The organism is Chelativorans alearensis, assembly GCF_010993735.1.
GTDB lineage: Bacteria > Pseudomonadota > Alphaproteobacteria > Rhizobiales > Rhizobiaceae > Chelativorans > Chelativorans alearense.
The window spans coordinates 160,768-183,127 of sequence record NZ_WQNI01000003.1; the positions used below are offsets into that span (position 1 = coordinate 160,768).

Here is a 22,360-nt window from a genome sequence, read left to right on the forward strand (position 1 = left end):
TCCATGAGCCAGTATCTCATCAGACGATTGCTGATCGCGGTGCCGAGCCTGCTCGGCATTAGCATCGTTCTGTTCACCATCCTGGCGCTTGCCCCCGGCGATCCGTTCGGCGAGCTTGCCATGAACCCCGCCGTCCCCCCGGAGGTGCGGGCCGCGCTGCGCGAGAAGTTTGGCCTCGACGATCCGGTCATGGTTCGCTACCTGCGCTGGCTGACCGCGATGTTCCAGGGGGACTGGGGCTTTTCGTTCGTCAGCCGCATGGATGTCGACACGCTGATCCTGCAGCGCCTGCCGGCCACGCTGATCGTGATCGGCGCCTCCCAGGTATTGGCGTTGCTGATCGCACTTCCGGTCGGCATCTATGCGGCCACGCGGCCATATTCGATCTTCGATCAGGTCGCCAATACCCTGGCCTTCATCGGCTTCTCGTTGCCGACATTCTTTACCGGCATCGTCTTCATCCTGATCTTCAGCATTACGCTGGACTGGCTGCCGTTCGTGTATCAGTCGAACATCAACGCTACCGGGCTGGCCTGGTACTGGGGGCACATCAAGCAGATGATCATGCCGGTGGCGGTGCTCGGCCTGTTCCAGGGAGCGTCATGGACACGCTTCGTGCGTTCGGCCGTGCTCGACGTGATCCGCCTCGACTATGTCACCACCGCTCGTGCGAAGGGGCTGGCGGAGCGCGTCGTGGTGATGAAGCATATCGTGCGCAATGCGTTGATCCCCGTGGTGACACTGGTGGCGTTGCAGATGCCGGCGGTTTTCGGCGGCGCCATCATCACCGAGCAGATATTTCGTGTCCCGGGCATCGGATCGCTGCTGATCAGCTCTATCCTGGCCAATGACACGCCGGTGATCATGGCGGTCACCTTCGTCTTCGCTTGCCTGGTCATCCTCTTCAACCTTATCGCGGATATTCTCTATGGCTGGCTCGACCCCCGCATCTCTTACCGTTGATCCCGCCACCGGCGTTCCGGTTGCCGTCAAGGCGAAGCCCAAGCGCGTCACACCCGGGAGGGAAGCGTGGCGGCGCTTCCGGCGCCACCGGCTGGCGGTGGCGAGCGCGGTGATCCTGAGCGTGATGATTCTGGCCGTCCTTTTCGGCCCCCTAGTTTGGCGTGTGCAAATCAACGAGATCGACTTTTCCGCAATGCTCGAAGGGCCGAGCCTAGCGCATCCGCTCGGAACCGACGACCTTGGCCAGGACCTGCTCGCACGCATGCTCTATGGCGGGCGGATTTCGCTTGCGGTCGGGCTAACCGCCATGGCTGTGGCGGTCATCGTCGGCACTATCGTCGGGGCGATAGCCGGCGTTTCGCGCGGCAGTGTCGATGCCGGCCTTATGTGGCTGACGGATCTGTTTCTTTCCCTGCCGCAGGTTCCGCTCCTGCTGCTGATCATCTACCTGTTTCGCGACAGCCTGAAGGAAATAGCGGGGCCTGAAGTCGGCATGTTCATCCTGATCGTCGTCGTCATCGGCGGTTTCCGCTGGATGCCGGTCGCCCGGCTGGTGCGCGCCCAGTTCTTCTCCTTGCGCGAGAAGGAATTCGTGGAAGCCGCGCGAGCGCTCGGCGCTTCAACCCCGCGCCAGGTCATTCGCCACATCCTGCCGAATGCGCTCGGACCGGTTATCGTTGCCGGCACGATCGACGTGGCCGCGGCGATCATCACGGAATCGACCCTTTCCTTTCTCGGTCTTGGCTTTCCACCGGACATCCCCACCTGGGGCCGCATCCTCTACGATGCCAAGGACTATCTCGACATTGCACCCCATTGGGCAATGTTCGCGGGCGGTGCGATCTTCCTTGCCGTGCTCACCATCAATTACATCGGCGACGGGCTGCGCGACGCGCTGGACCCGCGTAGGGTGCTGTGATGGCCGGGGAACCCATGACAGAACCGCTACTCGCCATTCATAGCCTCAAGACCCATTTCCGGACCGACGACGGCATGGTACGGGCGGTCGACGGGGTAGACCTTACGATCGAGCGCGGCGAGGCTTTGGGTGTCGTCGGTGAATCCGGATGCGGAAAATCCGTGACCGCGCTCACCGTGCTGAAGCTGATCCAGATGCCGCCAGGGAGGATCGTCGACGGCCAAATCCTTTGGCAGGGCAGGGACCTGGTTTCGCTCGATATGGGTGAGATGCGCAAAATCCGCAGCAAGGAAATCGGGATCATCTTTCAGGAACCGATGACCTCGCTGAACCCGGTCTACACCGTTGGAGAGCAGATCGCCGAGGTCGTCCGGCAGCATGAACCACTGACCCGGCGCGAGGCAATGGACAAGGCGGTCGAGATGTTGCGCCTCGTCCACATTCCGACGCCCGAGCGCAGGGTTCACGACTACCCGCACCAGTTCTCCGGCGGTATGCGCCAGCGGGTGATGATCGCCATGGCCCTTTCCTGCAACCCGCAGCTTCTGATCGCCGATGAACCCACCACCGCGCTCGACGTGACCATCCAGGCGCAGATTCTCGATCTCCTGGAGGAAATGAAGGAGCGGTTCGGCATGGCAATCATGCTGATCACCCACGATATGGGCGTGATCGCCGAGAGCGTTCAGCGCGTGGTGGTGATGTATGCCGGTCGTGTGGTCGAGGAAGCGTCGGTTGACCAATTGTTCGACCGGCCGCTTCATCCCTATACCCAGGGTTTGATCCGCTCCATCCCGAGGATCGACCTCGCCGCGGAGAAAAAATCGCGACTGGAGGCGATCGCCGGCGTCGTGCCGAGCCTTTTGGACCCGCCAGCCGGCTGCCGCTTCGCGGAGCGCTGCGCGTTCGCAACGCCCGAGTGCACGAATGCGATGCCGGAGCTGCGTGAGATCGAGCCAGGGCACAGGGTTGCCTGCATCCAGTATTGACCGAGAGGATAGCCTCCAAATGCCACAGCCCCTCCTGCAGGTAAAAGACCTGGTGAAGAACTTCGGCCTGAAAGGCGGCATTCTTGGGCGCACGGTCAGCGAAGTGCATGCGGTGGACGAGGTGAGCTTTTATCTCAATGTCGGCGAGACCTTGGGCTTGGTCGGAGAGTCCGGGAGCGGCAAGTCGACGACGGGGCGTTGTGTCCTGAGATTGATCGAGCCGACCGCCGGAGAAATCTGGTTCGAGGGCAAGAACGTTACCGAACTCAGCGGGAAGGAACTCGCGGCGCTACGCCGCGATATGCAGATCATCTTTCAAGATCCATATGCTTCCTTGAACCCACGGATGACAGTCGGTGCGATAATCGGCGAGGCCCTTGTCATCCATAATCTCGCGAAGAACCGTCGCGAACTCCACGACCGCGTCGTTGAACTCCTGGAAACCGTCGGCCTCGGTGCTGACCATATGCGACGTTATCCGCACGAGTTCTCGGGCGGTCAGCGCCAGCGTATCGGCATCGCCCGGGCGCTGGCGGTCTCCCCGAAACTCATTGTGTGCGACGAGCCCGTATCTGCGCTCGACGTGTCGATCCAGGCGCAGGTCATCAACCTGCTGGAGGATCTGCAGGAGCAGTTCGACCTGACCTATCTTTTCATCGCGCATGACCTGTCAGTGGTGGAGCACATCAGCACGCGCGTCGCGGTCATGTATCTCGGCCGGATCGTCGAGATCGCATCTGCCCGTGATCTGTATGCGCGGCCGCTGCACCCATACACGGAAGCGCTCCTCTCGGCTGTGCCAATCCCAGCGCCGCGGGCAAAACGCGAGCGCATTCGGCTTCAGGGCGAGGTGCCAAACCCTATCCATCCGCCGACCGGATGTCATTTCCACACCCGCTGCCCGATCCGGCAGCTGCCGCTTTGCAGCACCGAAAAGCCCGAACTGAGGAAGACCGCCGAGGGCCACTCGGTGGCATGCCACTTGCGTGGCTGATTGCGGGCGATTGACAGCGACATACTCCTCTACGGGGATCCGGCGGAGTGGGAGTGTCGTTTAAGAAATGCAATGCCCGTTTTGGCTGCGAAATCTAGAGCGCATCAGGTTTTGCGGAAGCATAACCTGCATTGAGGATGCAGTTGGCCCACTTTTCGGATGAGAATCGGTCGAGGATGTCTCCGATTGTGCGCCAGAGGGTTTCGCGAGATCGAATCCAGGTATCCGCGAATTTGATGCATCATTTATAGATTGACTATAATGTTTGTTGGCGAAATGATATATTTGTTGCATCATATCCAGTATGGAAGGAGGGGCCATGAGCAGGTGGATCGGGCTTATTGCTAGGCGTGGTGTAGGCATCTTCATCTGCGTTCTTGCGGGCGCACTGTTCGCGACCGCATCCTCCCGCGCTGAAGCAGGTGAGGGCGGCCAGCTCGTCATGGCTGCAACCGGTGGGGACTACGAGCGCAAGCTCAGGGAAATCGTCTTCGAGCCCTTTTCGCGGGAGACCGGCATTGAGGTCGTCCTTGTTGGCGGCACGGCCAGCGAGTTTTGGGCGAAAGCTAAGGCGATGTCTGAAATAGGGCGCCTGGAATGGGATATGCTGGAGGCGGGCTCCGGTGACGTCTATGTCCCTGAGCGCAGCAGCCTGCTCCTCGACCTGGGCGAGGATTGCGCACTGGTTCCCAGGGCAAAGTCCGATGGGGCTGGCCAAGTGTGCCATCGCTTTGGCGTAGTGCCGATCTACGGCGCGACACTCCTGACCGCAAACCGTGACTTGTTTAACGGCGACGTGCCCGACGACTGGAATGACTTCTTCAACGTCGAGGACTTTCCGGGGCCGCGGTCACTCCCCAACTTCGGCACGCCCTGGCGCGTACTGATCGGCGCCCTTCTCGCCGATGGCGTTCGGCCGGATGAGCTGTTTCCGCTCGATCTGGATCGAGCATTCGAAAAGCTGGAGGAAATTCGGCCACATATCTCGCTCTGGTGGAGAACGGGCGACCAGATTCAGCGCACACTGCGCGATCAGGAGATCGCCATGACGCTCGTATGGAACACCCGGATCGACTTTCTTCTCAATGAAGATCTGCCTCTGCAACGGGTCTGGGAAGGTGCCACTCTTAATGAGGCGCATTGGGTCGTATTCGAGGCCGCTCCGAACAGACAGAACGCGTTACGCTTTCTAAACTGGTACTTCGATCATCCTGAGGTACAGGCGGCCTTCGCGCGTGCGGTCGCGGCATCGCCGACAACCAATTCGGCACTGGCGTTGCTGCCGGTCAAAGAGCAGAAGAACAGCCCGATCTTTCCCGACAATCTCAAAGGTGTAATCAAGGTCGACTATGTATGGCTCGCAGAGCATCACGGAGTGATCGCAGAGCGCTGGAATAGCTGGATAGCGCGGTAAGCTTCCCCTTGCGGCCACCCACTGCCGGTATCTTCCCCCTTGCTTGTGCTCGCAGGTGGCATGGCCCCCAAAATGCGTCAGCTTGCGAGCCACACGTTCCAGCGTTGCACCACAGTCTCGCGATTAACTGCCAGCCAGTCACGGTCCACGCCTACGACCTGTGACCAGTTGGCGGGATTGATCACGCTTGCCTGGCGGGCCTCCGAAGGGAGGAAGTCTAAGGCTTCACGTTGTGCCGTGGCGCCAAAGGATTCCGCCGCAAAGGCGGCATGCGCCTTGGGTCTAGTGTAGATGAAATCTAGAAGGGCTAGGCCGGCGTTCGGATGAGGAGCACCTTGCGTGAGCGCCCAAAGGGCTGCATCCAGCACGGCTCCGCGCCATGTGGACCCGAGCGGCAACCCCTCTGCGCGCAGTCTGAAGGCGCGACCCGAAAAGAGCATGGCCATCACGACCTCGCCCGTGCGGAAGATCTGTTGGCTCTGATCACCGCTTCTCCACCACACGGTGACGTGCGGCTTGATCTCGTCCAGCTTGGCAAAGGCCCTATCGAGGTCAAGCGGAAACAGCTCTTCGCTGCTCACGCCGTCTGCCTGCAAGGCCGCCATCAGCGGCCACCATGGAGCACCGATATTCGGCAGCGCCCGCGGCCCGGGAAACGCTTCCACATCCCATAAGTCCGCCCAGTCAGAGGGCTGGCGCTGGCCGTCAGGAAAGCTGCGCCTGTCAAACGCGAGGAGCCCGCCACCGATGTCGAACAGGACACCATGGCCCACGCAGGCGCCATCCACGCCGTGTCGCCCGACGTCGGGAAGAGACGCACAATCGCCGAGGCCGCGGAGCAAGTCCGTGACATCGGGCGCCAGCATGTCCGCCGAAAGGGTGATCACGTCCCATTCGACACGCCCAATGCTCGCCATGGCTTTCAGCTTCGCGAGCTTTTCCCCGTAGCTCCCGCCCATTGCAACGACGTCTATGCCAGTCGCCTTGGTGAAGGGATCAAAAAAATGCTCCTTGACGAGCTCGCCATAAGCGCCAGTCCCGCCCGCGACAGTAACCCTGTGCTCGCCGGCCGCTCGAGCGCGCTCGGCAAGTTGGTCAAATCCGGACGCGGCACGCGCCCCGGGTAAGCCGATTCCGAATCCCATGGCGAGGAGAGCGTTGGCGGACAACCCCAGGACTCGACGTCGGGGCAGGTCTCTTCCCACTTTCCCTTGGCGCATAGTTGTCCTCCTCCAAAGCTGTCGGCCGCATTTTTGAAATTTGATGTAACATCAATGATAATTTCTTTCAAGCTCGCAGCGGCTGCAAGTATCTTGATAGCCTCAGACCGGACTTTGCCTTCGTTGCGGCTCCCGGTTCACGAGCGTGCTAACCAGTACCTTGTGGGCATATTTTGAATGTCTCAAGGCGATCTACCGCGGTGCTGACGCCCCTCAGCCCAGCCCGGATCTACGTGGTGAACAGCATAGCCATCACGCTTTTTGTTGCATCATGCGGCAAAATGGAGATAGTGACATCGGTGGTTCCAATGCGCTCTTCAAATCCGTTGCGGCGCGGCATTGTTCATTGTCCGGCACGTTTCGCGACCGGCAGCCCCCGACAGGGCAAACTTTTTTCACGGAGAGCTCATGCAGCACGACATAAATTCGACCCACCAGTCCTCCCCCAGGAACACCCCCGAACCATGTGACCTTATTGTCCGTAACGCCACAATCTTCACAATGGACGCCGACGACTTGGTCATCAGGGGCGGAGCACTGGCGGTGTGCAATGGGCGCATTGTCGCCACGGGATCCGATAAAGCGGTCGTTTCCCGGTACGCGGCCGCCGATGTGTTCGACGCCCGCGGCGCTGTCGTCCACCCCGGCTTCATCGACGCTCATGTGCATGTCTCTCAATACACGGCGCGGACCGTGCTGCCGCTGATGGAGAGTACATCCATCACAATGGGAGATTGGAAGGGAGCGTTGACGCCGGAGGATGAACATGCGAGCGCGCTGCTGGCGGCGTTGGACTATCTCAAATGCGGTTACACCGGCTTTGTCGACCCCGGGACCATTTTTTCTCCTGATGCGGTCGCCACGGCTGCTGAACAAGCCCAAATCCGAATCTGGCTGACGGATCCCTACGTCGCGGACCGTGCGGCATCGCTCGCTGCTAATCTACCTGAGCTGGCCAGCGAAAGCTTTCTGGCCCGCTGGCCGTCCAGCCTGGATGAAGCACTCGGTCGCTTGGGCTCGCAGCTCTTCCGCAACAAGCAAGAAGACAGCCTGGTAAAGGCCTTTATCGGGCTCTACGGCGAAGCAACGGACTCCCCGGAGCTCTTTCGCGCGGCGCTCGATCTAGCGCACGCCAGCGATGTTCGCTTCCAGGAACATCTCGGCTATCTGCCGGCCTCACAACTCATCCGCGAAGACGCACTGGGTCAACCGCTCCTCGCCTACCTCGATGAGCTTGGGCTGCTTGATCCCAACGTGACATTCGTCCACATGAACCTGGTGCGCGAGAACGAGATCGGGCTGCTGGCCGACCACGGCATTCGGGTGGTCTGGTGTCCTTATGGGCAACTGCAGATGCTCGGCCGTCGCGGAACACAGTCGCGCATGGCCGCACTTGCACGGTCCGGAATTCCGGTCGGGATCGCAAGCGATATTCCCCGCGCCTGCGACTTTGATGGCCTTGGCACATTGGCCATCTGTGCATCGGCCGCTGTGGCGGATTCCATTCACCCGAATCAAGTGCTGCGGATGCGGACGATTGGCGCGGCAGCGACTATCGGCGCCGAGGGCGAAGTCGGCAGTCTGGAGGTGGGAAAGCGCGCCGACTTTGTCGTACGCCAGCCGCAAGAATCGGTCAACTTCGGCTTTGATATGCCCCTTGAACTGGCTGTCATCGGCGGCCGACACACGATCCGCAGCGTCTTTGTTGCGGGCCGCAAGACCGTCAATGCCGGGCGCGTCGTCACCGGTTTGGACGAAGCCGCCGTGGTTGCCTGGGCGCATCGCTCCGCACGTGCGATCGCTTCGCGAATCGGGCTTTGCGCCTAGATCGTCCTACGGCGATCGGTAGGGGACCAGCCGGGCGTGGAAGATGCGGCCGTCGGTTATGAAGTGGGTTCCCACCGGTTCGCCAGCTTCGATATAGTGTTCCTCCGTAATGCACTCGGCGTCGCGAAGTGCCCCGACGATATGCTCGCGCTCAGAATCGGCATGGCGGTCCACCCGATGAGAGATCTGCCAAGTCATGGATTGCAGGCCGAAGCCGGTATCGGTTGTGCCAGCGCCGACCCAGACTTGCGATAGCGACGGATCGATGTGCCGCCTCCGAGTCCAGTACGTGAGATCTCCGATTCCAGATTCGGGATCCATATCCGCAGCCCAAAAACGGATGTGATGTCGCTTCCTCGGGCTGTCGCCCACGTCTTCCTGGAAGCCGATGTCCTGCTTGCGGGCGAACAGATAGAGCGCGCTGAACGGGGCGGTTGGATAGGAACGGTTGAGAACGAAGCTGACGACCATTTTTGCAGCAGAACGAAATGTTAGGGAATCTGCGACGTGCCAGTCTGCGGCCATGAAAGCTGAGCGGAGCTGCTCCTGAGAACCGATCAGGACAACATTGACGGGATCAGCAGGAAGGCCGTCCGCCGCGCGCGTGACCCTGGGGATACGGTTGCGGCGCAGGACCGCTACGCTCGCATGGATGACGAGCGGCAAGATCACATAGGCTGCGAGGATGTAGGTGAGCAGCAACGCAGCGAAGACAGGAACCCGCTGTTCAAATCGATTGAAGATCTGGGTGACGATGAACCATAAGGTCGCCGAGGCAATCAGGAAGATAAGGGCGCGTTCGATCCATCGGGCGAGGCGTGTCATGGGGTGCATCATGAATGGATAGCATGAACAGGCGTCTCGGGAGCTGGAACGGCTTACCGCGAGGCGCGTTTGAAATCCCTCATCGGAGCAATTCGTAGTGGGAAGGGTCAGTGGGGCAGATTCCGATCGAGCATTCAAGAAGGGTCGAGAGCGCGTTCAAGCCGACCAGCAGGCCAAAGACTGCGATCGGAAACAATGTGATCATTGTCCGAGGCACGGCAACTGACCGTGCCGTCGGCCCGAGTTCTTCGCCTCCCGGCGAAGCTTCTCCTTGCGGCAGGAGTCGACGGTCGATTGCCAGCAGCAATGCACACCAGATGAGGATCATCACGAAGGCGATGAACGCCCATGTATAGAAATGCAGCCCGAACAACGGCTGCCCGTAAGTGCCGCTTCCCGGAACGATATGCAGGAGAGCTTGCCTCGCAGCCGCGGTGGCACCCGCAATCGAGGCAACGATAGTGAGCGAATAATGACTGGCATACGACCCCCACAGAAGATTTAGAGCAAAACCAAATCCGGCTACCGCGAAACCCAGGCGTTGCAGGATGCATAACGGGCATGGCAGGTCGAAGAAGGCGACTTGGTCGACAAACGCAAATGTCAACAAGGCGCTGATGCCGAGAAGTGCCAATGCGTTTAAAAACCTGGTGCTATCGTCCAGCATTGATATCTCAGAATTGCAGGCCCAAGGGGTCGGTTGCGTGAAGCAGGAAAAGCGCGATCATTAAAATAAGCGTTACTGCCCACAGGCCGATCGCCCAGAAACGATGGCCTTGCCATGCGCATATGAGGCCAAGGAAGAGAGTTGCGAAGGGTAATGCCATCATTTCGGTTTCACGCGCCAATAGTGGACTCGGACATCAGAGCTCATGCTCCTTTGGAACTGTGATTGTCATTTCAGCACTCGCCCTCGTGAATGATGCGGTACCAGGCCACCTCGGCCTCACAGGCATTGCCGAATGTGCGCCGCTCTCCACGCCCGATCGCGCAGACCGGGCTGTATTCGCGCGTACAGGCCTGGGTCGGTGGCGGCTGTGGTGGACGTGGCAGGCCCGCGCCCCGGCATTCACCCTCATGGATGATACGGGCGCGTTCGGCCTCTGCCACGCAAGCGTTTGGGAAGGATTGCCGTTCTTCACCGCGCTTTACAGCACACACTGGCTGATACTCGCGCGTGCAGGCTTGTGTCGGGCCTGATGGCGGCAGGGGTCCTGCGCCTTCGGATCGGCATTCTCCGCCATGAACGATCTGTGCGCCCTCAGCTCGTGCCATGCAGGCGTTTCCGTAGGTTTCGCGTCGGCCTCTCCGCTCGCCGCACACTGGCGCGTATTCGAACGTGCAAGCGGCGGGCCGGTCAGCTTGCGGAGGTGCAGGTCGCGGACCTTCCTCCATCACGCATCCAGCCACCATTCCCGCAAGTGCTAAGATCGGCAAACCTGTGAGTCTCATGACTTGTCCTTCCCCTGCCTCACCGCCACTTAAGGAGACATCTAGCTATATCCCCTCTCCACGAAAGCGGCATAGAATCTCCTGGTCGATCATCCAGGCATCCCGAGATAGGCCTAGTAGTCTGGCGGGCTATACGAGTACGTGACGATGACGTTGAGGGAGTCCGGGCTGATCTCATTGAAGAAGACGCGCAGCGGCTGATCGGGGCGATCGTTCGCTTCATTCGGATTGCGCGCAGATGTAACTTGCTCATCACGCAATTCCCTTTGCGATGATGGTTGTGGATGGATTCGGCCAACGCCAATCTCCTCGTATCGTCTATCAACGAGATGGCTGGCTAGCCCAAGCTGCTCGCAACACTCCTGTCGGAAGCGATACCTCTCTAGGGCATTCTTTTAACAGTTGTATTCAAATGCGACTCTGTTCCGCCATCATATAGCTAAAAAATCGCCATGAACACGGAGTTCATCACAAAATTTTTCAAACTATTTCGATCGCAGGCGGCAATTATTTAATTGAATCCACGAAGCGTCTATCAAGATTCTATCATTTTTCACATATCTGCCATTTTATTTATCGTGATCGATGAAACTTTATTGTTTCTGTGCTTCACCCTTCCTGTGGCACGTTCGACCAAATCCCCTGCGATCTGGGGGGCAAGCGAGATACGAATGGAGGCGATGACGACGAGGAAGGTGGCGCCGACGAGGACGACTGGGACGACGATGGTCGACAAACAATTGAACCAAACGGATGGAGAATTGAATGGAACAATTGATTGCGCAGCTTATCGGTGGGCTGGCTGGCGGTGCCGCGGGCGGCAAGGCAGTTAAGGGCGCTGACCTTGGCAACATCGGAAATCTGATCGCTGGTGCCGTTGGTGGTGTTGGTGGCGGAACGTTGCTCGGCCCGCTGCTGGGAGCATCCGGTGCGGCGGCCGGCGGTATGGACATTGCTAATCTTGCGGGCCAGTTCGTGGGCGGCGGCGTTGCCGGCGCGGTCGTCCAAATCATCGTTGGCCTGATCGTGAACAAGATGCTCAAGAAAGCCTAAAGTGGAGTAGGGTGACCTTCACCGGCCGGTCATTGCCAAACAGAGGAGGCACCTGATGAAATCGCCGTTTCTTGCCGTCATCCTTGCAGCCGGATGCATCGCGTCATCTGCTTTTGCACAAGATAAGGAATTCAAGCAGGCGGATAAGAACTGAACGCCGAATACAAGAAGGTCTAAGAGCGCTCGGTGGCGACCCGGATACGAAGAAGCTTATGATAGAAGCGCAGCGCAAATGGATCGCCTTCCGGGACGCGGAATGCAAGTTCCAGGCATCGGGCGTCGAAGGCGGCAGCATCTACCCGGAAATTCTTACTGCTTGTGGAGCCGGCCTAGTCGAGGCGCGCGTGCGGGACTTCAATCACTACCTCTCTTGCATGGAAGGGGCCTGCCCAGTTCCGGCGGCGGACAAACCAGTTCCGGCGGCGGACAAATAAGTCAGGTCACCGGTCTCGGATCGGCGCCGCCAATTTGGCGAGGCGAACGTCATTGGATGAAGACACGGACGAGGGCTTCATGACGCGCTTGACCCGTCCTGGTTCGACGCGTCCATTTCGAAACAAGGCCTAGCCCTGAGGGAGGAAATGGCCAACAGGCGCTTGCCAAAAATGCGAAAGACGCATGCGATCATGACGCCAAGATGGATTTTACCATGCGGTTCTGATCCGCACCCGCGCCGTGCGCGGCCTATGGATAGTGACCGCATCAGCGACGAGCTACGGAGGATATGATGTTACGGCGCTCCATCGGTATTGGCCTGGCTTTGTTCCTGAATTCTGGTGCGAGCGCTGCATCACCGGCGCTGTCGGAGAACGAAGCAGCGGATTTCGTAAGCCGGTTCTGTTCGACGCTGATTCCGGCTGTCGCCGACTACGATCCGAACGCCGCCGGCAACTGGCCGCCTGATGACCCTGCGGTCTTCGGTCCCCTTGTGACGCCCGAGCTAAAAACCACGATCGAGAAGGCGTTGGCCGGCAATGCCGGGTTTGAAGCGGAAACAGGTGGCAAGGGGCGGCTCGGAGATGGCGTGCCATGGAAGGCCTATCAGGATGCTGCGTTGGACTGCAGGGCAGGAGAAATTTCGGGCACGGCTGATCATCCCGAAGTCGAAATCCACTACCGCTACTATGACGATCCTGATGAGGGTTGGACGGACACCCTCATCCTTACTCAGAATGACGGAGAATGGCGCATTGACGACATTCTCTATGGGAACCCGAATTTCGGCAGCCTGAAATCCGTGCTCGCCACATCCGTTGATGAACAGACGCCCTAAACACGTTGAAAAAGGCATAAGGGGAAATTCGCAGGTTGAATAGCCGGCGAGCCGAGGAAGGCGGTACTTCGAACTGTTCTGTTCATCGGCACGTCAAATTTGACGCGTATCGTCTTTCCTTTCGAGGAGGCGAGCCTGATGACAACGAAATACTGGCCGCGGGGCGTTCTGAGTGTCGCTCTGGCGGCGACCTTATCGGAGTGCCAGGTGTTTGGGGCGGCGAAAGCGGTGCGCATCACCGGCGGGACCTTCGACAAGGCCGAATGTTTGGCGCGAGAATTCAAGGACGCAGGACCGTGCCCAATGGCCACGCGGTAGCTTGCGCAGACAGGTCACCATGCACCCATCGGATGGTGTTCCGCGCAACTTAAGACTATGGTCGTCAGCGGTGGCGGGCGGTGGGCACTTCAGGCAACATCATTCGGCGCGCTGGCTGCCACCGCCTACTCAAAAATGGTCCCAAGATTGCGCTGCGATAATCCGGCTCGCGTCCCGTCACCACCGTCACTGCCCTGTCTATCGCTTCGGCTAGCTGGTTGCGCGTCTGGGCCGGGACAGTGGGAGGCCACAGGGTCAGGGCCGTTGCCTTGATCGGGGCCGCTTTGACAGCATGATCGCGCCAGGGCGCGCTTGAGTTGTTCCGAACCACTATGGCGATGTTACCTGGATAGGCGATGCTCGTCATCGATCAGAATGAGCTGGCGTGGATCTCATAAAAGCCTTTTGTGCAATCGCCATATACGCGATCTTCTACATACCTGAAGCCGATCTTCTCCACGGCGCGTATCCCGCGCCCGTTCTCCGGTCGGACAACGGCGACGATTCGGTCCAATTCAAGCCGCTGAAAGGCAAACCGCAACACAGCCTTGCCCGCCTCCGGGCCAAGCCCTTCGCCGGCTGCATGGCCGAAGAAGCAGTGACCGTATTCAACGTTGGTCGTAGCCTCGAAATAGCGTAGACCCGCTCGCCCGATGAATTCATCCTGGGAGGATATGTCGCTTTTGAGAAACACCGAGAAAAAGCCAAAGCCGTGGCACCGCCAATCCCGTAGATAGTATTGCATGCGTCTATACGTGTCTTTGCGGGAAGGGGTCGTTCCGCCGAAGAGGGCGTGCACCACGAAAGGGTCCGTGTGCAGCCGGTGAACGCTGGCAAAATCCGATGCCGTCAAAGGCCTGAGGGACAGCCGGGGAGTCTCGAGGTCGATCATGGTTGCTGACTTGGTCGAGACAGTCCACGCAGGAGATAAACGCCAAGGGCGATCGCGACAGCGGATAGGATGTGCCGCGCTTGCGGAAATTCGCCGAGACACGATGCGGCAAATAACGCGCTCAGGACCGGAACAAGATAGTGGTGGAGACTCGCGAAGGCGGGTCCCCCGAGGCTGATCAGGCGATAGTAGGCAACGTAGGCGACTGCCGTCGAGGCAATGCCAAGCAGCACGACAGCGGCGATCGTGCCACGCGTTGGAAGGATCGTCCACGGACGTTCCAGGACGAGGCCGACCGGAACGAGCATCGAGACCGCGCACAGGGTGACTGCGGCCCCGGTAGCGACCGAATCGGCGGCGGGCAATTTGGCTACCGCACGGCCGGACACGGCGTAGCTGAAAGCGGCGCAGAGCAGGGCGAGCCGTGCCAGCCAGTCCGCACGCGGCGCCTCCGCCTCGGGCACTCCAAAAAAGGCAAGCAGCCCGAGAAGGCCCGTCAGCAGGCCGAGGATGGTTGATCTGGCTGGAAGGGTCGGCGGAAACAGATGCGACAAAGCGACGGCGAAGAAGGGTGTCGTCGCAACAAGTACGGCCATTTCGCCTGCGGGTACTTTCATCGATGCCGCCGCGATGAGAACAAGCGGCAGGGCGTGTCCGAACAATGCCGCCTGAAGGTAGGATGCCCAATGGGTCAGCGTGGTGCTCGGCTGACCGGCGGCCTTCAGTCTCAGCCAGATTCTCAGGACGATATAGGCGATGAATAGTCTGCCAATGGCCATCGTGGCGGGCGGAACGTCGGCCGCAGCGATCCTTGTGAGAACGTAAGAGCTCGCCCAACACACCGAAACGCATACAAGAAGGATGGACGGGACACGCGATCGATCAGCCAAGGTACTCCGGGCCTTTATGCCACTGTTGCGCGTATTTCTCGTAGGCGGGTCTCCCGCCACAGCCGGAAGGCGGTCCGACCAGCTGTTGCAGGTTTGCCCGCCCGAATTGACCGAGGCTTGCTTCCTCCCGGCCGGTTGTCAGCCATCGCCCATGTACCGGCTGATCCTCTGACAAAGCCGGTCCAGGTCGTTGGTATCATGCGATGCCGTAAGACAGATGCGAATGCCGGCCTGTCCGCGCGCGACCGTTGGAAAGAAGGTGGCCGATGTATAGAATCCGTCGTCCAGGAGGTGCTCCGCCACGCTGATCGCCTCGAGTTCATTGCCGATTCTGAACATGCGGATAGGCAGCGGTGCGCCGTGCTGGCCCGTCCTGACCCTCTCGTCGAAGAACGTGATGCGTTCCGCCAATTGATGCTGTCGGGCAGCGAGCTCGCCGCTTGCGTGAATCTCGGCCGAGGCAATAGCAGCTCCCACGGCCGCGACATTGGGCGAGGCGGAAAAGGCATGCGGAATGGAATAGCGCCGGAATAGCGCTTCCTGGCGGGACGTGCCGAACATCAGCATGCCGCCCGATGCGCCAAATCCCTTACCAAGCGATGCAGCGATGATGGTGCGTTCACCAAGTACATCGGGCATTTGCGAACGCGCAAACCCTTCGCCGCGGTCGCCGAAGATCGAAATCCCATGGGCGTCGTCGATATAAAGGAAAAGGCCATACCTTTCTTGCAAATGCAGGAGCTCAGGGATCGGCGCGCATCCGCCCATTGAATAGACGCCATCGCAGACATAGGCGACGAGAGGATGCTTGCGGCAGATCCGCTCCAGAGCGTCAAGGTCGTTGTGGGAGATTGTCTCTACCTTCGTTTCGTCCGCCACTACGGGCTTATGGAATGCAAGCGACGCATGTGCGAGCCGGTCGAAGACCATGACCGGCTTTTGCGCGCCGGTCAGATGCCCGGAAGCGATGAGTGGCAGGGCCCCCATATTGGCGATCATAACGGTCGAATAGGTGATGATGTGGGCTCTGAAGAGCTGCGACAGTCGTTCTTCGAGAGCACCGATCAGTGCAAAGTTCAGCCGCGTGCGCGCGCACGACCAGTGGAGCGCGCCATATTCCTCAATGGCCACAATGGCGCCGTCGACAATGTGCGGATGGTTGTCCAGGCCGAGATAGGAGCAACGAACGTAGTCGATAGCCACCATTCCTTGCCGCCTACCGTTGGCCAGCGAGATCGTTCGTCCGTCCGCCGAACGGCAATAGACGGCCATCAGGCCGCGCCGGTGGGCCTCATCGAAGTGGGGCCATGTCCCCTCGATTACTGAGGCGGTGTTTCGGTAGCGGTGGGGTCGCTTGCTGCCTTGCACGGCATCTTCGGGTGACAGGGGCGCCTTCACCAGCATCCTCCCTTGCGCTGCATCTTCTGGAAGTCGCGCCCATTCTATCGGTATCGATTTGTAATATTATTATATTTACAATAAATATTGATAGTTGTTCGTTTATATATTTCATTACGAAGTAATATTATGCGCGTATGCAATAATTATTGTTCCATTTGCGAATGGCTGCATCGATTGGTGCTGCTTGCGCATGCAGATGAGAAGCTTCCGATATCCGCGGCTCTTCGTGGTGGTCAGGCGTGGCCGTCATCACCGGCGCGCTACCAGTCGTATCAGTACCCGTTTTCCTCATCGATGCGGTATCCTCCTGAACGCTCAGTGCGGATAATGTCGCGGCAGCCGATCTTCCGCAGCGCCTTACGCAGCCGGCTGATGTGCACGTCAACAGTACGCGCGCTGACATGGACATTGCGCGGCCAGGCGGCGGCGATCAAATCGTTGCGGCTGAGAACCCGGCCCGATTTCTCGATCAGGTAACGCAAGATTCGGAACTCGATCGCCCTTAACTGGACTTCTTTGCCTTTTCGTCTCACCCGATTTCCTTCTGGCCACAATTCAAGATTGCCCATGGCCAATGCATTTCCGCCGCCGTGCGAAAAGGTTCGTCGCAGTTGCGGCACCAATACGCGCAGAGATGCCACCAGCTTGGCCGGAACCAGTGGACGCACGAGGCTATCGTTTACACCGGCCTTCAAAAGTGAAATGTGCAAGCTCTCCGCGCCCGGGGCGATTAGCACCACGACTGGAATGTTGCGGGCGGTCTCTTCCTGTCTTAGCGCGGTGTACAAGGTAAGCGCATCCAGACCGTTCGGCTGGCAGTCAAGGATGACGGCAGCGGCCCGCTCGTTTGCCGCTGAGACCGCTTCCTCCAAATCGTTCGCAAGCCTGCTGTTGAGGCCCTCCCCTTCCAGGATATGCTCAAGGATGAGGTAGAACTCCGCGTCCCGCGAGCAGATGACTACAGTCGGCTTCATAAGCAATCCCGCTGCGGCGGAAGATCGGGCAGGTCTACCCCGCCCGTTGTAAACTGGGCCGTCGTCCCTCACCGAAGTAATCGCCGCTGTGAGGCATGGATTTAGTGCACACGCGAACAAAACTCGATGACTATCGTATTCGGCAACAACCGGGAAGGTAGCAGAATCTACACCTCCAGGGGCCTGCCCTTATGAGGCGCGAAATCGTATTCTGGCTCAGGTACTCTCTTGCGCCGGCGCAAAGGTACCACCGGCAGGCCGCCAACGCCCCCCAAGCCTGGCCTGCCAGACTCCGGCGCGAAGCTGCCGCCACGACCCTTTGCGACAGGACAAACGCTGTTGTAAGGGTCGGGCGGCAGCAACCGGCGTCAAGCAAAAGGGTTCGATGAAGACAAGCCTCGACCATCTCCCGGAGAAGAAGCAGCGGCAGCTTGCCCATATTGTCGATATCATCCTTGAGGAATTTGAGGATGCGCTCGTGGGGGGAACAGCTGAGTTCAAGAAGAAGGGACGGATCCTCAAGATCATCCTGTTCGGTTCCTATGCGCGCGGCGACTGGGTGGACGAACCGCACACCAAGAAGGGCTATCGCTCGGATTATGATCTGCTGATCGTCGTGAACAACCGGAAGCTTGCCGATTTCGCAGCCTATTGGGCCAAGGCCAAGGACCGGCTGCTGCGCGATCGCGGCGTGAAGACCGTCGTAAGCTTCATCGTTCATTCACGGCGCGAAGTGAACACTGCCCTGCGCGAAGGGCAGTATTTCTTCACCGATATCCGCCGAGAAGGCATTGTGCTCTACGAGTTGGATGACGAACCGCTCGCCGAGCCGAGGCCGCTTACGCCCAAGGATGCTTGGAAAGTGGCGAAGGCGAATTTCAAAGACCGCTTTCCTTTTGCGCAAGGGCTGATGGAGAGCGTCCGCATGCATGTCGAGAAGGGCAGGTACAAGATTGCGGCCTTCGAGCTACATCAGGCCATCGAGCATGCATATTCGACCGTATTGCTCACCCTAACCAACTACGGTCCACCGTCGCACAATCTCTCCTTTCTCCGCTCTCTAGCCGAAGATCAGGATCGCCGGCTGGCTGACGTCTGGCCGCGAGATCAGCACCGATACACAGCTTGGTTCAATACGCTGAACGAGGCCTATGTGAAGGCCCGCTATTCAAAATACTACGAAATCAGCGAGGAAGCGCTCGTCTGGCTCGGTGAGCGCACCGCGAAGCTGCACGAGATTGTCGAGCAGGTCTGTCGCGAGCACCTTGCACGGCGGAAGGAGGAGGCCGGCGAGGGCTGAGCCGGAACGACAACACGGCTTCCAGTATCCTTGGCCAGGCATGTGGCGCAAGGCGGCGCTATAGCGACAACTCACGCGCCGAGCTGCAAGGTGATTGCCCCACAAATCTGGTTGGGCCCGAGATGAAGCGATGGAACACGTCGAAAAACACTGAGCTCAACTCTCCCGACATTCTGCTGAGACCGCTCTTTGCGGGGCATTTCGTTCCTCGACGTGTCCATCCCAAAGATCGGGAATGAAATAAGCGCCGCACAAAACGGTCGAGTGACAAGCTGGGCGGAAGAGAGTCGATTGCGTTTACGGTCGTGCCCTGTAATATTCGCGTTGTACGCATACCGTACCATTGCTGCCGCCTGCACGGCCAGGGACGACACGATAAGGTCGAGGGCTGAGGCCCGAAGACCGTGGCTCACATCCGTGGGTTATCAACGTCCGGCCCGTGGCATCGCATTCCCGCGTCGGACGCATCCGCGGGAGATTTGGTATGGCTGAACACAACAAGGGCGAAGAAGCAAGCGCCGCTGAGCCTGGCGGCGAGATGTCTCTGTGGGATCTTACGGATCCTATAGAGGCGATGGATTCGGTGATCGCTCTATACGGCTCAAAGGCATCGCTCGCCGCCGCGTCGGCGGCCTTCACTGCCAGATATGCAGGGCGTGAGGCGGATTTCCGCTTCTGGTATACCGTGTTCACGCATTTGCGGCACGGAGGAACAGAAGCATGTCCTTTTGGAGACGATGATCCAATTGGCGACCGGCGAGCGTCTCGTAAGGTAGTGGATTGATCAACTCAAAGACTCCGATCAATGTCAGGCTTCGCCTCCAGGCGCATAGCCGATGGCGGCGCCGAATCGGAAGCGCTCGGTCGAGACTGATGGCCAGGAGCCAAATGCACGCGGCGATCAGTGCTGCTCCGACCACCAGGGCACGCGAAAAGGTGCGTAGGACACCGCCATGAAAAGCTATGAATAAAATCAGGCTGGGATATGATTTTTGATTTCCAGAATCAAAATATGCTTTGATCAAGAACATGAGAAAATGTTCAGGATGAAGCTTTCTCACACTTCAGAAAACATGGTCCTCAACAGCTTCCATCAGATCGTAGGAACTGGCTAATCCTCGTCGTCCTCTTACAGTTGCGAAGACTAAGGGTGGACCGTTGCTCAGACCGCGGTCATGACGTCAAGACCTTCCCGGCTGGTATAGCCCTTCGATTGTGTAGGCTTGCACAACGGTTTGTTCGCGCTCAAAATCGTTTACGGTGCCCGAGCTCGAAGCTGGCGGCGCAGGACCCGCAGGGCTCGTTGCGGCAGACACTGGGTAGTTTAGGAGCGGGGCAATGGATGCGAAGCAGATCCTTCAGCACACACTGTTGCTGGCAAACGCGACCGCCATCGATGCGCTTGTCGAAAAATTTCGCCTGGCCATCCAGATGTTCGGTTGCAAATACTTTATCCTCACTGGTCTACCCTTTGGGCGGCAGCGGTTCGAAAACCTCGTACTCAAGCGCTTCTGGCCCGAGGAGTGGATGTCGCATTACCTTTCGAGCGACTATATCAAGCAGGATCCAGTCGTCCGTACCTGCGTTACCAGCAAGATCCCGTTTACCTGGAAAGAAGCCGCAGTACAGACGAGCCTGTACAGTCCAGCAGCCGACAGGATCATGATGGAGGCAGCGGATGCCGGTCTCCGGGATGGTTGCTGCGTGCCGATCGTGGTTCGCAATGCTCCAACCGGATGCATTTCCCTTGCGGCAGAGGCGCCCATCGCAAGGACCGATGCACTCTCTTCGCTAAACATGCTCTCCCTCGCCTTCGCGAGCAGGTTGCAACTCCTCGCGGAACATGCGTGCCGAAAAGGCCGCCCCAGGCTTTCGGAGCGCGAGCGGGAGGTGCTGAGTTGGGTCGCGGAGGGTAAGACCACTTGGGCAATCTCGTGCATCATGACCATCTCCGAGTCCACCGTTAACAAGCACATCACCAATGCCATGAGGAAGCTTGACTGTGTCACTCGCGCCCAGGTGGTCGTGAAGGCGCTGATTGTCGGGGAGATCGCCGCCTGAAAAGGAACGTCAATAGTCAGCTTTGACAATGGCGTGCGGCCGGACTGCCCGAGAATGTCACTCTGAAGGGAGTGGCAATCTCAATGATGCATCTTATCAAGGGAACCGAGGACGCGCGGTACCAGGACCTGCTCGAAGAGCACTTTCTGCTCCGCCATGACATCTTTGTCCGCGAGCGTGGCTGGACTGATCTTCGCAAGCCCGACGGCCGTGAGATCGATGACTACGACAACCCGGATACCGTCTATTTACTGGCGACAGAACGAAACGAAGTGGTTGGCGGATATAGATTCATTCCCACCATCAAGCGCCATTTGCTCCTTGATCATTTTTCATACCTCGTGGAAGGCGCGGTTCCGCGCGGCCGCGACATCTGGGAATGGTCACGGTTCTTCATAAGACGGGATCATCGGGATGGTCTGCTCTTCCGGCATCTGATCGAGGCCGTTGCTCCCACGTGCAAGCTGCTTAGCGTTAACACCCTTACCTGTGTAATCGAGCCCGACTGGATCGCCCGATTTGAGGCGGCTGCCCTTCCATACCACATGCTCGGGCCTTTCGTCGAAACCGGCCGCATGCGGGTGGCTGCGGCTAGGCTGAATATCAATCTGACTTTCGCGCGCACCTCCGCGCACCAGGGCCGCGAAATGGGGTGGAACCAAGATTGCTGACGCCCCTGCAGGCGTTCAGCCTGGAAAGGCAGTGCCTTGGCTCTCGGCCATGAACGGAAGCCATGGGCGCGGCGCGAGTTCTCTAGAACGGAGCCACGCATACTGACTGGCACGACTCCTCCCGCTACAACCGTGCAGTGGACCTCGACCTGTTTGGCTGGACAGGACAGTGGCTCATCCGCAATCGCCAGTTCCAGTTAGACATGCAACGGGTGCCATGCCGGGTTTCCACGGGAGAATACGCGCCAATAATCGAATGCGCTGACATAGGGCTTGTCAGACGTTGGGGTGCGTGCTGCTTCGAAATTAACGGCAGTCCGCTCCTGTGTTGGCTCCCGGAGCGCAACCCGCTGGTGTTGAAGGTAGAGGCACAGCCCACCCATACCCGTGGCAAGGGCTTCGACTTTCGTGAGTGCCCTTTGTTGAAGGCCGTTGTGCGCATTGGGATGGGGGAGCACTATATCCTGTTTTCCGACGGCGTACGGCACCTGCAGCTGGCCATTTCAGGAGTCGATCTTTTTGCGGGGCCGCTCACTCTGCATTGTACCCTTTGCGGCCTGGCGGAATTCGAGATCAAGTCGGTTCTTTTGCGCCGGTTGAGCAGCCTCTACCGCGACCGGCGATTTCTAAGGCGCCTCTATCCCGTTGAGCGTCGTGCCCAGCGGTGGACGGCGATGCTGCGCTCCTGGGACGGGATGGAGGCTGGGGCGACCCAGCGCGACATCGCCGCGGTTTTATTCGGACAAAAAGCTGCGACGAAGGATTGGGATGCGGGATACCGCACACGCGTTCAGCGCCTGGTTCGGGGAGCGAGGAAAATGGTGGAAGGTGGCTACCTGAAGCTCCTGGCGAAGGATGGAGGGGGAGAGGGCAACGGGACCGGGTGGTCAGGGGACGACTGAGAGAGAGTCGGTAGCCTGGACC

General features: G+C 59.2%; 24 protein-coding genes. 14 read left to right on the forward strand and 10 right to left on the reverse strand.

Annotated elements, in window-relative coordinates; translation table 11 throughout:
- The first annotated feature begins 3 nt into the window (after positions 1 to 3).
- From GPJ75_RS06090 to GPJ75_RS06110, 5 genes are all read left to right on the forward strand, one after another.
- Positions 4 to 963 (forward strand): ABC transporter permease, encoded by a 960-nt coding sequence (locus GPJ75_RS06090; protein WP_163266167.1) that lies wholly within the window; start codon positions 4 to 6, stop codon positions 961 to 963.
- On the forward strand, positions 929 to 1,882 hold the full coding sequence (locus tag GPJ75_RS06095) for an ABC transporter permease (RefSeq protein WP_163266169.1): 954 nt from the start codon (positions 929 to 931) through the stop codon (positions 1,880 to 1,882). Before GPJ75_RS06090 ends, GPJ75_RS06095 begins: the two co-directional genes overlap by 35 nt.
- 14 nt (positions 1,883 to 1,896) lie before the next feature.
- Positions 1,897 to 2,871, forward strand: coding sequence for an ABC transporter ATP-binding protein (locus tag GPJ75_RS06100; RefSeq protein WP_163266171.1), 975 nt, complete (start codon positions 1,897 to 1,899; stop codon positions 2,869 to 2,871).
- A 19-nt stretch (positions 2,872 to 2,890) separates the two neighbouring features.
- On the forward strand, positions 2,891 to 3,865 hold the full coding sequence (locus tag GPJ75_RS06105) for an ABC transporter ATP-binding protein (RefSeq protein ID WP_163266173.1): 975 nt from the start codon (positions 2,891 to 2,893) through the stop codon (positions 3,863 to 3,865).
- A 319-nt stretch (positions 3,866 to 4,184) separates the two neighbouring features.
- Entirely contained in the window at positions 4,185 to 5,279 is a 1,095-nt protein-coding gene (locus tag GPJ75_RS06110) for an extracellular solute-binding protein (protein WP_163266176.1), read from the forward strand.
- A 77-nt stretch (positions 5,280 to 5,356) separates the two neighbouring features.
- Here GPJ75_RS06110 and GPJ75_RS06115 read toward each other — a convergent pair whose 3' ends face one another.
- Complete coding sequence (locus GPJ75_RS06115; protein WP_163266177.1) at positions 5,357 to 6,424, reverse strand: extracellular solute-binding protein; 1,068 nt, start codon at positions 6,422 to 6,424, stop codon at positions 5,357 to 5,359.
- Between the two features lie 576 nt (positions 6,425 to 7,000).
- Here GPJ75_RS06115 and GPJ75_RS06120 point away from each other — a divergent pair.
- Positions 7,001 to 8,326 carry an amidohydrolase family protein gene (locus GPJ75_RS06120; protein WP_163266179.1) on the forward strand — a complete coding sequence of 442 codons (1,326 nt, stop codon included), beginning with the start codon at positions 7,001 to 7,003 and terminating at the stop codon, positions 8,324 to 8,326.
- Between the two features lie 6 nt (positions 8,327 to 8,332).
- Here GPJ75_RS06120 and GPJ75_RS06125 read toward each other — a convergent pair whose 3' ends face one another.
- The 5 genes from GPJ75_RS06125 to GPJ75_RS06135 form a co-directional block, all read right to left on the reverse strand.
- Positions 8,333 to 9,151 carry an LssY C-terminal domain-containing protein gene (locus GPJ75_RS06125; protein WP_163266181.1) on the reverse strand — a complete coding sequence of 273 codons (819 nt, stop codon included), beginning with the start codon at positions 9,149 to 9,151 and terminating at the stop codon, positions 8,333 to 8,335.
- 79 nt (positions 9,152 to 9,230) lie between these two features.
- Positions 9,231 to 9,818, reverse strand: coding sequence for a disulfide bond formation protein B (locus GPJ75_RS06130; protein WP_163266183.1), 588 nt, complete (start codon positions 9,816 to 9,818; stop codon positions 9,231 to 9,233).
- Between the two features lie 7 nt (positions 9,819 to 9,825).
- Positions 9,826 to 9,981: a DUF5993 family protein gene (locus tag GPJ75_RS27290; protein ID WP_343036176.1), complete on the reverse strand. Its 156-nt coding sequence runs from the start codon at positions 9,979 to 9,981 to the stop codon at positions 9,826 to 9,828.
- A gap of 70 nt (positions 9,982 to 10,051) precedes the next feature.
- Entirely contained in the window at positions 10,052 to 10,603 is a 552-nt protein-coding gene (locus tag GPJ75_RS27645; protein WP_343036169.1) for a Kazal-type serine protease inhibitor domain-containing protein, read from the reverse strand.
- 553 nt (positions 10,604 to 11,156) lie between these two features.
- Complete coding sequence (locus GPJ75_RS06135; protein ID WP_163266185.1) at positions 11,157 to 11,339, reverse strand: hypothetical protein; 183 nt, start codon at positions 11,337 to 11,339, stop codon at positions 11,157 to 11,159.
- Between the two features lie 29 nt (positions 11,340 to 11,368).
- On the opposite strand from GPJ75_RS06135, the gene GPJ75_RS06140 reads away from it, so the two are divergent.
- From GPJ75_RS06140 to GPJ75_RS06150, 3 genes are all read left to right on the forward strand, one after another.
- Positions 11,369 to 11,656, forward strand: a complete 288-nt coding sequence (locus GPJ75_RS06140; protein ID WP_163266187.1) for a hypothetical protein — start codon at positions 11,369 to 11,371, stop codon at positions 11,654 to 11,656.
- Between the two features lie 113 nt (positions 11,657 to 11,769).
- Complete coding sequence (locus tag GPJ75_RS06145; protein WP_281354755.1) at positions 11,770 to 12,090, forward strand: lysozyme inhibitor LprI family protein; 321 nt, start codon at positions 11,770 to 11,772, stop codon at positions 12,088 to 12,090.
- A 293-nt stretch (positions 12,091 to 12,383) separates the two neighbouring features.
- Positions 12,384 to 12,929: a hypothetical protein gene (locus GPJ75_RS06150; protein WP_163266191.1), complete on the forward strand. Its 546-nt coding sequence runs from the start codon at positions 12,384 to 12,386 to the stop codon at positions 12,927 to 12,929.
- 688 nt (positions 12,930 to 13,617) lie between these two features.
- Here the strand turns inward: GPJ75_RS06150 and GPJ75_RS06155 are convergent.
- From GPJ75_RS06155 to GPJ75_RS06170, 4 genes are all read right to left on the reverse strand, one after another.
- Positions 13,618 to 14,139, reverse strand: coding sequence for a GNAT family N-acetyltransferase (locus GPJ75_RS06155; protein WP_163266193.1), 522 nt, complete (start codon positions 14,137 to 14,139; stop codon positions 13,618 to 13,620).
- Positions 14,136 to 15,089, reverse strand: a complete 954-nt coding sequence (locus GPJ75_RS06160) for a DMT family transporter (RefSeq protein ID WP_163266195.1) — start codon at positions 15,087 to 15,089, stop codon at positions 14,136 to 14,138. Before GPJ75_RS06160 ends, GPJ75_RS06155 begins: the two co-directional genes overlap by 4 nt.
- 78 nt (positions 15,090 to 15,167) lie before the next feature.
- Entirely contained in the window at positions 15,168 to 16,427 is a 1,260-nt protein-coding gene (locus GPJ75_RS06165) for an aminotransferase class I/II-fold pyridoxal phosphate-dependent enzyme (RefSeq protein ID WP_246248932.1), read from the reverse strand.
- A gap of 275 nt (positions 16,428 to 16,702) precedes the next feature.
- Positions 16,703 to 17,404 (reverse strand): winged helix-turn-helix domain-containing protein, encoded by a 702-nt coding sequence (locus GPJ75_RS06170; protein WP_163266199.1) that lies wholly within the window; start codon positions 17,402 to 17,404, stop codon positions 16,703 to 16,705.
- A gap of 385 nt (positions 17,405 to 17,789) precedes the next feature.
- On the opposite strand from GPJ75_RS06170, the gene GPJ75_RS06175 reads away from it, so the two are divergent.
- The 5 genes from GPJ75_RS06175 (at position 17,790) to GPJ75_RS06195 (ending at position 22,338) form a co-directional block, all read left to right on the forward strand.
- Complete coding sequence (locus GPJ75_RS06175; RefSeq protein ID WP_163266201.1) at positions 17,790 to 18,704, forward strand: nucleotidyltransferase and HEPN domain-containing protein; 915 nt, start codon at positions 17,790 to 17,792, stop codon at positions 18,702 to 18,704.
- A 484-nt stretch (positions 18,705 to 19,188) separates the two neighbouring features.
- Entirely contained in the window at positions 19,189 to 19,488 is a 300-nt protein-coding gene (locus GPJ75_RS06180) for a hypothetical protein (protein ID WP_163266203.1), read from the forward strand.
- A gap of 554 nt (positions 19,489 to 20,042) precedes the next feature.
- Complete coding sequence (locus tag GPJ75_RS06185) at positions 20,043 to 20,765, forward strand: LuxR family transcriptional regulator (protein ID WP_163266205.1); 723 nt, start codon at positions 20,043 to 20,045, stop codon at positions 20,763 to 20,765.
- An 83-nt stretch (positions 20,766 to 20,848) separates the two neighbouring features.
- Positions 20,849 to 21,436: an acyl-homoserine-lactone synthase gene (locus GPJ75_RS06190; protein WP_163266207.1), complete on the forward strand. Its 588-nt coding sequence runs from the start codon at positions 20,849 to 20,851 to the stop codon at positions 21,434 to 21,436.
- Between the two features lie 137 nt (positions 21,437 to 21,573).
- The gene (locus GPJ75_RS06195) at positions 21,574 to 22,338 is read left to right on the forward strand and encodes a DUF2285 domain-containing protein (protein ID WP_163266209.1); all 765 of its coding nucleotides are present in this window, start codon (positions 21,574 to 21,576) and stop codon (positions 22,336 to 22,338) included.
- Positions 22,339 to 22,360: the final 22 nt, after the last annotated feature.